This is a genomic window from Porphyrobacter sp. MBR-49 (assembly GCF_053628655.1).
Map to the genome: position 1 here is coordinate 16,841 of NZ_JBRJGU010000009.1, position 11,984 is coordinate 28,824.

10 protein-coding genes are annotated in these 11,984 nt (G+C 61.0%); 7 read left to right on the plus strand and 3 right to left on the minus strand.

Annotation, left to right across the window (positions count from 1 at the left end; translation table 11 throughout):
* Positions 1-3 precede the first annotated feature (3 nt).
* Together ACSSV3_RS12475 and ACSSV3_RS12480 are read right to left on the minus strand one after the other, a co-directional pair.
* Positions 4-558, minus strand: a complete 555-nt coding sequence (locus ACSSV3_RS12475) for a hypothetical protein (RefSeq protein ID WP_354326329.1) — start codon at positions 556-558, stop codon at positions 4-6.
* 14 nt (positions 559-572) lie between these two features.
* Positions 573-1,730 carry a bifunctional 2-C-methyl-D-erythritol 4-phosphate cytidylyltransferase/2-C-methyl-D-erythritol 2,4-cyclodiphosphate synthase gene (locus ACSSV3_RS12480; RefSeq protein WP_354326330.1) on the minus strand — a complete coding sequence of 386 codons (1,158 nt, stop codon included), beginning with the start codon at positions 1,728-1,730 and terminating at the stop codon, positions 573-575.
* 78 nt (positions 1,731-1,808) lie between these two features.
* On the opposite strand from ACSSV3_RS12480, the gene dusB reads away from it, so the two are divergent.
* The 7 genes from dusB (at position 1,809) to hflX (ending at position 11,179) form a co-directional block, all read left to right on the plus strand.
* Positions 1,809-2,825 carry a tRNA dihydrouridine synthase DusB gene (gene dusB, locus ACSSV3_RS12485; RefSeq protein WP_354326332.1) on the plus strand — a complete coding sequence of 339 codons (1,017 nt, stop codon included), beginning with the start codon at positions 1,809-1,811 and terminating at the stop codon, positions 2,823-2,825.
* Positions 2,826-3,926 carry a two-component system sensor histidine kinase NtrB gene (locus ACSSV3_RS12490; RefSeq protein WP_354326334.1) on the plus strand — a complete coding sequence of 367 codons (1,101 nt, stop codon included), beginning with the start codon at positions 2,826-2,828 and terminating at the stop codon, positions 3,924-3,926.
* 3 nt (positions 3,927-3,929) lie between these two features.
* Positions 3,930-5,375 carry a sigma-54-dependent transcriptional regulator gene (locus ACSSV3_RS12495; RefSeq protein WP_354326335.1) on the plus strand — a complete coding sequence of 482 codons (1,446 nt, stop codon included), beginning with the start codon at positions 3,930-3,932 and terminating at the stop codon, positions 5,373-5,375.
* 72 nt (positions 5,376-5,447) lie between these two features.
* Positions 5,448-7,691, plus strand: coding sequence for a sensor histidine kinase (locus ACSSV3_RS12500; RefSeq protein ID WP_354326337.1), 2,244 nt, complete (start codon positions 5,448-5,450; stop codon positions 7,689-7,691).
* A 46-nt stretch (positions 7,692-7,737) separates the two neighbouring features.
* Positions 7,738-9,120 carry a nitrogen assimilation response regulator NtrX gene (ntrX, locus tag ACSSV3_RS12505; RefSeq protein WP_354326339.1) on the plus strand — a complete coding sequence of 461 codons (1,383 nt, stop codon included), beginning with the start codon at positions 7,738-7,740 and terminating at the stop codon, positions 9,118-9,120.
* Between the two features lie 158 nt (positions 9,121-9,278).
* Positions 9,279-9,857 carry an RNA chaperone Hfq gene (gene hfq, locus ACSSV3_RS12510; protein WP_354326340.1) on the plus strand — a complete coding sequence of 193 codons (579 nt, stop codon included), beginning with the start codon at positions 9,279-9,281 and terminating at the stop codon, positions 9,855-9,857.
* Positions 9,858-9,883: 26 nt separating this feature from the next.
* Positions 9,884-11,179, plus strand: a complete 1,296-nt coding sequence (gene hflX / locus ACSSV3_RS12515) for a GTPase HflX (protein WP_354326342.1) — start codon at positions 9,884-9,886, stop codon at positions 11,177-11,179.
* Positions 11,180-11,189: 10 nt separating this feature from the next.
* On the opposite strand, the gene mazG is transcribed toward hflX, so the two are convergent.
* On the minus strand, positions 11,190-11,957 hold the full coding sequence (mazG, locus tag ACSSV3_RS12520) for a nucleoside triphosphate pyrophosphohydrolase (RefSeq protein ID WP_354326343.1): 768 nt from the start codon (positions 11,955-11,957) through the stop codon (positions 11,190-11,192).
* Positions 11,958-11,984: the final 27 nt, after the last annotated feature.

Consider the following 11,984-nt stretch of genomic DNA (forward strand, 5'->3'; position numbering starts at 1 on the left):
GGTCTACTTCTTCGCCTGAGAGGGAGTGACCGCGCAGATCGACGGTTTCTTCAAATCGGCCATTTCGGCAATAAACGCAAACAGTCCGCCGACATTCTCCGTCGGCAGCGGGCTGATGAGTTCAAGTCCGCGTTCAATCTTGTCGCAGCTATCGCCTTTGATTTCCTGCGCGATCATCTGGCCGACCATGCCATCGACAAACGGGCGCAGCGATTCTTCGGGTAGGGCCGCGACCAAGGCGTTGATGTCTACATCGCTGCCTTCCCTGCTTTCGTCAGCCATGAAGGTCTTGAGCAATCGAAACGCGCCCGGCCAGGCGGCGTTCTGCTGCGAACGGAAATTGGCGATGAACGCCTCGCCGCCTTTTGCCATGAAGCCATCGCGCGACAGACGGTTGGCGCAGGCATTGCGGGCCGCGTCAAAGGCAATCGGCATGGCGTAAACCACGGCATCGCCAAGGTCAGCCGGAGCGACGCAGGCCTGCTGCTGAGCGTGGGCGGTTTGTGCAGAGGCGAGCGCCGCGAAGGCAAGGGCAGGGGCAAGAATTTGACGGGGCATGGAGCAACTCCTTCTTAAGTAACGATCATAAGAACAATGGCTTGTGCGGCGATACCTTCGCCGCGGCCGGTGAAGCCGAGCCTTTCTGTGGTGGTCGCCTTGATGCTGATGGCAATTTCGGATGCGCCCATTATTTCGGCAACGGCGCTGCGCATGGCGATGCGATGCGGCCCGATTTTGGGCGCTTCGCAAATCAAGGTCAGATCCACATTGCCTATTTTGTAGCCAGCATCGCGCGCGAGGTTGACGGCGTGCTCGAGAAAGCGCGCCGAACGGGCACCGGCCCATTGCGGGTCGCTCGGGGGGAAGTGCGTGCCGATATCGCCCGCGCCAATCGCGCCGAGCACGGCATCGGTAATCGCGTGGAGCGCAACATCGGCATCGGAATGGCCGGATAGCCCCTTGTCGTGGGGTATCTGTACCCCGCACAGCCACAGTTCCTCGCCAACCTGCAGTCGGTGAACGTCATAACCCTGACCAATGCGAAATGCGGGAGTTGCATCGGTATCCACGAAATCCTCCGCGAAGGTGATTTTCCTGAGGCGCTCGTCTCCATCGACCAACGCAACTGAACCGCTGCTGTCTGTCAGCACCTGCGCATCATCGCCCGCATTGGTTGCGCCCGTCCAGATACGGTGCGCGGCGAGAATATCGGCAAATCGGAACGCCTGCGGGGTCTGGACGCGGCGTAGGCTTTCGCGCTCCGCCTTGCCAGCCATCAGCCCGCTATCGCCTGCCACCGCTAGGCTATCGACCACCGGCAGCACCGGAACTGCACCGGGATGATTGTCCAGCGCGGCAAGCAATCGGGCGATCACCTCGTGCGGCAGGTCAGGGCGGGCAGCATCGTGAATCAGCGCCCGCTGCGGCGCTGCATCGGCCAGTGCCTCAAGCCCGTTACGCACCGAATCCTGCCGGGTCGCGCCGCCGGTAACGAACTGCACGCCATCGACACCGCCAAGCGCCTCCGCCGCATCGGCCAGCGCATCAGCGGCAATCACCACCACCAGCGGATCGGCCCCCGCTGACCGCAGCGCTTCAACCGAGTGCCGGAGCAGCGGTTTCCCGCGCCATATCCTGAACTGTTTCGGCGTATCGCCGCCCACGCGAAGGCCTCTGCCCGCGGCGACCACGATTGCTGCAAAGGGGGGAAGGGGGGGCAAGCTTGCCATCGCCGCAGTCGCTTAAGGTCTGGACGGGCTTTCGGCAATCCACTATGCGCCTGCCCAATTATTAGGCACACATCCACCATGACCATGCTTCCCACCCCTCCGGCGATCAGGCCGCTTGCCATCGGCCCGGTTACGGTTGCCGATCCGGTGGTGCTCGCGCCGATGACCGGGGTGACCGACATGCCGTTTCGCACGCTGGTGCGGCGTTACGGGTCGGGCCTAAACGTCACCGAAATGATCGCGAGCGAGGCGGCGATCCGTGAAACCCGCCAATCCGTGCAGAAAACCGCGTGGGACCGGATTGAAGAACCGGTGTCGATGCAGCTGGTTGGCTGCGATCCTGCCAGCATGGCCGAAGCTGCCAAGCTTCAGGAAGGCAATGGCGCGGCGATTATCGACATCAATTTCGGCTGCCCGGTGCGCAAGGTTGTCGGCCAGCTGGCGGGCAGCGCGTTGATGCGCGAAGTGCCGCTGGCGGTGCGGCTGATGGAAGCGACGGTGAAAGCGGTGAAGGTGCCGGTCACGGTCAAGATGCGGATGGGCTGGTGCCACGATAGCCTGAACGCGCCTGACCTTGCCCGCATGGCCGAGGATATCGGCGTGCAGATGGTCACCGTCCACGGGCGCACCCGCAATCAGATGTACAAAGGCAGCGCCGACTGGGCGTTCGTGCGTAAGGTTAAGGATGCGGTGAACATTCCGGTGATCGTCAACGGCGATATCTGCTCCATCGAAGACGCGGCCAATGCGCTGGGTCAATCGGGCGCGGATGGGGTGATGATCGGACGCGGCGCCTATGGCAGGCCGTGGCTGCTGGGGCAGGTCATGCACTGGTGGCGCACCGGCGAAGCGTGGCCCGCACCGGGGATTGACGAACAATACGCGCTGGTGGTGGAACATTACCGCCGGATGCTCGATCACTATGGCCGCGATACCGGGGTCAAGATGGCGCGCAAGCATCTGGGCTGGTACACCAAAGGCCTGCATGGCTCGGCCGACTTCCGCAACAAGGCCATCTTCATCGACGATGCAGATCAGGTGCTGGGCGAGATTGAACGCTTTTACACACCGTTTCTGATGCAACAGGCGGCCTGAGTGGTGGCGATACGCAGCAGGGAGCAAGGAGCCGATATCGCGCCCGATGCCCGCGCGCAGCTTTCCGGGTTGATTTTTGCGCTGCTGCTAATCGATGATCAGGGCCGCATTGCCGAGGCCAATCATGCCGCCGAAGCCTTGCTCGGCACGAGTGCCAACCGCCTGATCGGTACCCGTCTGATTGACCGGATCGGCCCGCTCGATCCCCGCGTCGAAGCAAGGCTTGGATCAAGTGATGATGCATTGGTCGCGCGCGATCTGGTAATCCGGGTTGGCCAAGGCGAAACCAGGATCAATCTTACCGCATCGCCGCTCGGCGGGTTTCCCGGTTGGCGGGTGGTGACCCTGTCGCAGATCGGGCATGATGACGCAGCCCATTCATCCGATGCCGAGGCAATTCTGGGCGCGCCTGCTGTGTTGGCGCATGAAATCAAGAACCCGCTCGCCGCGATCCGGGGGGCAGGGCAATTGGTTGAACGCAAGCTGCCCGATGCTGACAAGAAACTTGCACGGATGATCACCGGAGAGGTCGACCGGATCGCCCGGCTGATCGACCGGATGCAGCAGCTTGGCAGCACTCGCACCGGCCCGGTCGATGCCTGCAACCCGCACGAGGCGATCCGCGCAGCGGTGGCGACTGTGCGCGCGGCCAGCGGAAATCATGCCGCGTTTGAAATCCATGAGGCGTTTGATCCCTCGCTGCCGCCAGTGCTGGTCAACCGTGATGCGCTTGAACAGGTGCTGATCAACCTGATTTCCAATGCCCGCGATGCCGCACTGGGCACCGACGAAGCGGCGGTTGTCACGGTTCAGACGCGGTTCGTCAGCGGGTTTGCGTTCAGTGCGGTTCGGCATGGCCGCGCCGTGACTTTACCGATTGAAATCACCATCAGCGATAATGGCCCCGGCATTGACCCCGCTTTGCGCGACCATGTGTTCGAACCATTCGTTTCGTCTAAACCTTCGGGTCAGGGGCTTGGCCTTGCGCTGGTGCGCAAGCTGATGCGCGACATGGGCGGCAATGTCAGTCACGAACGCGATGCTCGCGCAGGCCTCACCCATTTCCGGCTGCATTTGCCGCAGGCGCAGGACGCAACATAGACCATGGCCCATCTCCCGTCCGATATGATCCTGCTGGTGGAGGATGATGCCGCCATCGCGACAGTCATTACCGCCGCCCTGGAAGACGAAGGCTTTGCCATCGCGCAATGCAGCACCATCGCCGCACGTGACCGGCTGCTGGACGGGCACACATTCGCTGTCATGTTGACCGATGTCATCCTCGAAGACGGAGACGGGCTGGCAAGCCTTTCTGCCGTGCGAAGAGCTGCGCCGGACATGCCGATCATCGTGCTGTCGGCACAGAACACGCTCGATACGGCGGTGCGCGCGAGTGAAAGCGACGCGTTCGAATATTTCCCCAAGCCGTTTGATCTCGATGAACTGGTTCACGCGGTGCGGCAGGCGGCCGGTGTGCGCGCGCCTGCTGCGGATATGAATGAAGATACGCTGTCCGGCGGCGAAGGTGAGCGAATGCCGCTGGTAGGCCGCAGCCCGGCGATGCAGGGCGTCTATCGCATGATCACCCGCGTGCTGCGCAATGATCTCACCGTGCTGATTACGGGCGAAAGCGGCACCGGCAAAGAACTGGTGGCCGAAGCGATCCATCAACTCGGCAACCGCCGCACCGGGCCGTTCGTGGCAGTCAACACTGCTGCGATCCCTGCCGATCTGGTTGAAAGCGAACTGTTCGGCCACGAAAAGGGTGCGTTCACCGGAGCCATAGCGCAGGCGATCGGCAAGTTTGAACAGGCCAATGGCGGCACGCTGTTCCTTGACGAAATTGGCGATATGCCGGCCGAAGCCCAAACCCGGCTGCTGCGCGCGCTGCAATCGGGGCGCATCCGGCGCGTTGGCGGGCGGCAGGAAATTGCGGTCAACGTCCGCATCATCGCTGCCACCAATCGCGATTTGGCCCCGATGATTGCGGCAGGCACGTTCCGCGAGGATTTGTTCTATCGCCTCAACGTCGTGCCGATCGAATTGCCGCCACTGCGCGAACGGCGCGAGGATATTGCCGCGCTGGCGCAGCATTTCCTGACGCTGGCCGCCGAAGATGGCTTACCTCGACGTCAGATGACACCCGAAGCGATGGCGCAATTAGAAGTGCGGAACTGGCGCGGCAATGTTCGCGAACTGCGCAATGTGGTTTACCGCCTCGCCCTGATGGCGCGCGAGGATCGGATCGATGCGAGCAGCGTCAGCGACATTATCGGTCAGGAAATTTCGGCTCCGAACCAGGCGGCAAACGGCGGGCAGGGCGGGTTTTCCGCTGCTCTGGCGCAGTGGCTGGCTGGCGAGTCTCCGCCGTCAGGCACGCTTTACCACCGCGCGTTGGCGGCGTTTGAAAAGCCGCTGATCGAATATGCGCTGGGCCGCACTGGCGGTAATCAGCTGCGTGCCGCCCAACTGCTCGGCATCAACCGCAACACCTTACGCAAGCGGATTGGCGAGTTGGGGCTGGAGCCGGATCGCTTTTCGACGCACTGAAATCGTGCCTGAATAGCGGTTTGTCAGAATGATCTTGCATATTTGCCACACCATTGTTGTAAGTGAGCAACGATGGATGATCCCTCACCGCGCACAATAGGCCTGACGCACTGGCAGCCACCACGTTGGTGGCGTCGGTTTGTGATCGCTGCGCGCCGGGCCAACGTGTTTCTGTGGCTTGAACTCGTGTCTATCGCGGCCTTGGTAGGTTCAGTGATCGCGACCTATTTTGCGTTCAATCGCACCGCTGCGCCGGATGGTTTTCTGCCAACCATGCAGGTTTCGGTGTTGCTGATGGCAACGCTGGTGCCCGCGATGGCGCTGCTGGTGCTGATCGGCCGCCGATTGGCGCTGCGCCGTGCTGCGGGGAGCACTGCGCGGTTGCACGTCCGGCTCGTATTCTTCTTCTCTATGGTGGCCGCGCTACCCACTTTGCTGGTGGCGGGATTCGCCGCGTTCCTGTTCCAGACCGGGGTCGATTTCTGGTTTTCCGACGATTCGCGCGGGCTGATGGAAAATGCCAATGCGCTGGCGCAGAATTACTACGATGCCAACCAGCGCGACGTCGAACAGAACACCATCACGATGGCGACCGACATGCGCGAGATCCTTGTGCGAGTGCCGATTACCGATCCGGACTTTCCGGATTTTTACGCCTATCAGGCGCAGGCACGCGAAATCTCCGAGAGCGCGGTTCTTCAGCGGATGCCAGACGGCAGCTTGCGCACGGCTGCAATCCTCAATCTGACCGAGGACAACAGCCCGCTCGAATTCAGCCGTGCCGCCTTGCCCCGGCTTGACCAAGGCGAGTTTGCCGTCGTCGCTGGCAGCCCTGAGCGGATCGAGGCTTTGGTGGCGATTGACCCCGATAGCGGGGTGTTCCTCTACAATGCCCGTACCACCGAAGAAAAGATGTTCAATTCTTGGGCGCGCGCGCAGTCGATTGTGACCGCCTATGGTCGGCTGACAAGCAGCGCACGAACCTTGCAACTGCGCTTCAACATTGCGCTGGTGACGGTCAGCCTGCTGTTGGTCGGGGTGGCGATCTGGTTCGCGCTGCGCTTTGCCGATCGGCAAGTGGAACCGCTCACCGATCTTGTGGCTGCTGCGCGCAAGGTTGGGCAAGGTAATTTTGCGCTGCGCCTTGAAGGACGCACGGGAGCGGACGAGATTGGCCTATTGAACCGCGCATTCAATCGCATGACCGCGCAGCTCGATAAGCAGACGCAGGCGCTGGTCAGCGCCAATCGCCAGATCGATGATCGCCGCGCCTTTACCGAAGCCGTGCTGGAATCGGTCACCGCAGGCGTGATATCGGTTGACGACAAGATGCGCGTGACACTGATGAACTCATCGGCGCAGACGCTACTGGCGCCGCAGGGGAGCATTCTAGGCGGCGACGGCACCAGCATGATCGGGCAATCGCTCCATGCACTGGCGCCCGAATTGAGCCGCATGATTGCGGACGGCAAGGAACGGGCGATCATCACCCATGCCAAGGGAACCGAATTGTTGACGCTTGCAGTCACGGCCGCGCCGGGCACCAGCGGGCATGTTATCACGTTCGAGGATATTACCCGGCAGCTGCTCGATCAACGCCAGGCGGCGTGGTCGGATGTTGCCCGCCGGATCGCGCATGAGATCAAGAACCCGCTAACACCCATTCAGCTGGCCACCGAACGGCTCAAGCGGCGGTATCGTACGCAGGTGGGTGATGAAGACCGCGACCTGTTCGATGAACTTACCAACACGATTGTCCGGCAGGTCGGCGATTTGCGCAAGATGGTGGATGAGTTCTCATCCTTCGCCCGCCTGCCCAAACCTGTGTTCCGCGACGAGGATGCGCTTGATCTGGTGCGCCAGGCGGTGTTCCTGCAGGAAGTTGCACATTCGGGTATCGCCTTCAGCGTCACATCCTCAGAACTTGCCGATCGTGAGCTGCGGTGTGACCGGCACCAGTTCGGCCAGGCAATGACCAATGTGCTCAAGAATGCGGTCGAGGCGGTCGAGGCGCGCGCGGCTGAAGCGCTTGGCCTCTATGCTGGCGAAATCGCGGTAACGATGCGCGATGCCGGTGATGCGATCGCCATCACTATCGAAGACAATGGTATAGGCCTACCTAACGACCGCGAACGCATCACCGAACCCTATATGACTACCCGCGAAAAAGGCACAGGGTTGGGACTCGCCATCGTCAACAAGATCGTCGACGAACATGAAGGCGACATGAGCTTTGCCAGCACGTCTGAAGGTGGCACCCGTGTCACCTTGCGCTTTGCCCGCAATCCGCAACCTCTCGATGGCGGGGCAGTATGATGCTGGCCCGACTGAAACCCGAATCTCAAGCCAAAGGACTGTGCCCATGGCGCTCGAAATCCTGATCGTCGACGACGAACGTGATATCCGCGAATTGGTGGCTGGCGTGCTCGGAGACGAGGGTTATGCCTGCCGCACCGCTGCCGATAGCACCGCAGCGCTTGCTGCAATCGATGAACGCCGCCCCAGCCTTGTGCTGCTGGATGTGTGGCTGCACGGCAGTGCGATGGACGGGCTGGAACTGCTCGATGCGATCAAGGTGCGCGAACCGAACCTGCCGGTGATTATCTTTTCCGGCCACGGCAATATCGATACCGCGGTGGCGGCTGTCAGTCGCGGGGCGATGGACTTCATCGAAAAGCCGTTTGAGGCTGAACGTCTGCTGCTGCTGGTTGAACGCGCGACCGAGACTGATCGGCTCCGGCGTGAAAACAGCCGTTTGCGCGAAGGCAGTTGGGGTAGCGCCGAATTCACCGGCAATTCGCCAGCCATCAATGCGGTGCGCGCGACTTTGAAGCGGGTGGCGAGCACCGGCAGCCGTGTGCTGATCTCCGGCCCTCCCGGCGCGGGGAAAGAAGTTGCCGCGCGCCTGCTCCACGCTTGGAGCACGCGTGCCGACGGGGCGTTCGTGCTGGTCAATTCGGCGCGTATCACTCCGGAACGGTTCGAACAGGAATTGTTTGGCGAGGAATCGGGCGGCAAGCAGGTGCGCCCCGGACTGCTCGAACTGGCCGATGGCGGTACGCTCTATCTCGATGAAATTGCCGACATGCCGCTCTCCACCCAGGCGCGGATATTGCGAGTCTTGACCGATCAGAGCTTTGTGCGGGTCGGCGGCACGCGTCAGATCGGGGTGGACGTGCGGGTGGTGTCTTCGACCACGCGCGATCTGACCGTGGAAATGGCCGAAAAACGGTTCCGCGAAGATCTTTTCTACCGGCTCAACGTGGTGCCGGTAGCGCTGCCTTCGCTGGCGCAGCGGCGTGAGGACATCCCGGCTTTGGCCGAACATTTCTTCACCCGCTATTCGAACGATCAAGGGCTTGTCCCGCCCGATATCTCAACCGAGGCGATGGCGGCGCTTCAGGCCTATGATTGGCCCGGCAATGTTCGCCAACTGCGCAATGTGGTCGAACGAACGATTATCATGACCCCGCGCGACAAGCTTGGTGTGGTGGAGCCAGATATGCTGCCGCCAGAGATTGTCGGGGGCCAGATCGGAATGACAGGCGAAAGCCTGACCGCGATCATGGGCGTTCCACTGCGCGAGGCGCGCGAAAGCTTTGAACGTGAATACCTCACCATCCAGATCCGCCGGTTTTCGGGCAATATCTCCAGAACGGCGAGCTTTATCGGGATGGAACGTTCGGCCTTGCACCGCAAGCTGAAGCTGCTCGGCATGGTTGACCGGCGCGACGAGGACGATTGAACGACCGCTAGCTGTCGGAACCTCCTGCGAAATCAAGCCTTGTCGCTTTGCTGTGCAATTGCCATTATGCAGTATGGCAACAGGTCGCGCTTTTTTATGCGGCCGAACGCCCAAGATCGCGGAGCGCAAAGGCACCGCCAAAAACAGGAGCAAAGACCATGACCAGCGGGCGAACGCTCACCCCTCGAATAATATCACGCCCTGCCGCGCCAAGCGAAGCGCGCAGCGATGAAGGCGGCGGATCGGCAGGCAGGCAAGGCAGTCTTCAGGACGCTTTTCTCAATCTCCTGCGAAAGAACAAGATTCCCGTCACCATGTTTCTGGTGAAAGGCGTGAAATTGCAGGGAATTGTCACCTGGTTCGACAATTTTTCGATCCTGCTGCGCCGCGATGGACAATCGCAGTTGGTATACAAGCACTCCATTTCGACGATCATGCCCGGCCAATCGCTCGATCCTGCACAGTTCGCGAGCCAATCTGGCGGCAAAAAGCAGAAAATGCTGCAAGATGTGTTCCTCAGCCGCGTGGCTGAAGCGCATGTCGAGGTCACGATGTTCCTGGTCAACGGCGTGATGTTGCAGGGCCGGATTGCTGCCTATGACCTGTTCTGCATGCTGCTCGAACGCGACGGCGCGGTGCAATTGGCCTACAAACACGCGGTTTCCACTATTCAGCCCGTGGGCCCAGTTGATCTCATCGTTGATGATGATGACGATGATAACGGGGCAAGCGGCTGAGCTTCGATAGCGATCTTCAGGAAGAGGTGACCCGCGGCGCGCGGGCGCTGGTGCTGTGCCCGGATATCCGCGCGCTGCGCTATGATCTGGACGCAGCCGAACGTCTGGCCGAGGCAGAAGGGCTGGCGCTCGCGATAGGCGTGGTGATTGCTCATGCGGCGATCCTGCCGGTGCGAAAAATGCAGCCCAACACCTTGTTCGGTTCCGGGCAGGTGCAGAATATCGCGGTTTGGTGCGAACAATACGAAGCCGACCTGGTGATTGTGGACGGTGCTCTCACCCCGATTCAGCAACGCAACCTTGAAGACAAGTTGAAACGCAAGGTGATCGACCGCACCGGCCTGATCCTCGAGATTTTCGGGGAGCGTGCCGCGACGGCGGAAGGCCGCTTGCAGGTTGAGCTTGCCCATCTCGATTACCAGCAGAGCCGCTTGGTGCGCAGTTGGACCCACCTTGAACGCCAACGCGGCGGCTTTGGCTTTCTTGGCGGTCCGGGTGAGACGCAGATTGAGGCTGACCGCCGGATGATTCGCCAGCGTATGAGCCGGTTGCGCCGTGAACTTGACCAAGTTCGCAAAACGCGCACCCTCCACCGGGATCGGCGCGGCCGGGCACCGTGGCCGGTGATTGCGCTGGTCGGCTATACCAATGCGGGCAAATCGACGCTGTTCAACCGGTTGACGGGCGCGGAAGTGATGGCCGAAGACCTGCTCTTCGCCACGCTCGACCCGACCATGCGGGCGATCAGCCTTCCGGGTGTTGAAAAAGCGATCCTGTCCGACACCGTGGGCTTTATTTCCGACCTGCCAACGCAGCTGGTGGCGGCTTTCCGCGCCACGTTGGAAGAAGTGACGGCTGCCGATGTGATCTGCCATGTGCGTGATATGGCCAACCCCAGCCATGCGGCGCAGAAGAAGCAGGTCATTAACGTGCTCGGGGATCTTGGGGTGATCGATAAGGACACTGGCACAAGCGCCATTCCGATTCTTGAAGTCTGGAACAAGTGTGACTTGTTAGATGCTGAACAGATTGAAGAATTGCGGAACTCGGTCGAGGGGCAGGGGGCGGTGATCCTGTCGGCTGTGACGGGCGAGGGGGTGGAGTCGCTTGAGGCTGAATTGGCCCGGTTGCTGACAGGCGGCGCGCGGGAAGTTTCGTTCATACTTCCGTTGAACGATGGCCGCCGGATCGCCTGGCTCCACGCGCATGGCGATGTGCTGGCTGAAGAGGATGCCGGGGAAGGGGAGGATGGCCCGATGCGGCGCTTCACTGTCCGGCTCAACCCCAAGGAATTGGGGCAATTCGCTAGCCTGTCTGAGTAAGTAATTCTGATTATTCAGTCTTTTTAACCTGCTGCCACAACTCCTCTTGCGCGGCGAGCGACAATTTGGGGAAGTTCGCGCCGGCAATGGCCTCCATCCCCCGGAATCGACGTTCGAATTTGGCATTGGCCGCGCGCAACGCGTCTTCGGCGCTGATCCCGTGGGCGCGGATGAAATTGACCACCGCAAACAGCAGGTCGCCGGCTTCTTCAAGCTTGTCCTGCTCTGAAGAGGCGGTGTTTAGTTCCTCGATTTCTTCGTGAATTTTGGCTTCGGAACCGGACGGATCGGGCCAGTCAAACCCGGTTCGCGCGGCGCGCTTCTGAAGCTTTTGTGCGCGCATCAGGGCGGGCAGCGCCAGTGCCACGCCGTCCAATGCGCTGGTGACCCCTTTGGCGTTGCGTTCTTCGGCCTTGAGATCTTCCCAGCGTGTTTCGTCCATAATTCCGCTAGCATCGCTGAAAATGTGCGGATGCCGGGCTTCCATTTTTGCGCTGATCGCGGCGGCGACATCGTCAAAGGCGAAATGTCCGGCTTCCTCGGCCATGCGAGCGTGAAATACGACCTGAAGGAGCAAATCGCCGAGTTCATCCTTGAGATCATCGATGTCGTTACGCGTTATGGCGTCAGCGACTTCGTAGGCTTCTTCGATGGTATAGGGAGCGATGCTCGCGAAATCTTGCTCCAGATCCCATGCACAACCAGACTGCGGATCGCGCAGGCGCGCCATGATTGCCAGCAAGTGGGCAATGGGGGACTGATTGGGGGTGTCGCTCATCCCGATCCTCAAGATGGATAATATATA

Excerpts from the sequence above, each read along its gene's own strand:
- ACSSV3_RS12475 (WP_354326329.1), bottom strand. The coding sequence starts at position 558 with ATGCCCCGTCAAATTCTTGCCCCTGCCCTTGCCTTCGCGGCGCTCGCC.
- ACSSV3_RS12480 (WP_354326330.1), bottom strand. The coding sequence starts at position 1,730 with ATGGCAAGCTTGCCCCCCCTTCCCCCCTTTGCAGCAATCGTGGTCGCC.
- dusB (WP_354326332.1), top strand. The coding sequence starts at position 1,809 with ATGACCATGCTTCCCACCCCTCCGGCGATCAGGCCGCTTGCCATCGGC.
- ACSSV3_RS12495 (WP_354326335.1), top strand. The coding sequence starts at position 3,930 with ATGGCCCATCTCCCGTCCGATATGATCCTGCTGGTGGAGGATGATGCC.
- ACSSV3_RS12500 (WP_354326337.1), top strand. The coding sequence starts at position 5,448 with ATGGATGATCCCTCACCGCGCACAATAGGCCTGACGCACTGGCAGCCA.
- ntrX (WP_354326339.1), top strand. The coding sequence starts at position 7,738 with ATGGCGCTCGAAATCCTGATCGTCGACGACGAACGTGATATCCGCGAA.
- hfq (WP_354326340.1), top strand. The coding sequence starts at position 9,279 with ATGACCAGCGGGCGAACGCTCACCCCTCGAATAATATCACGCCCTGCC.
- mazG (WP_354326343.1), bottom strand. The coding sequence starts at position 11,957 with ATGAGCGACACCCCCAATCAGTCCCCCATTGCCCACTTGCTGGCAATC.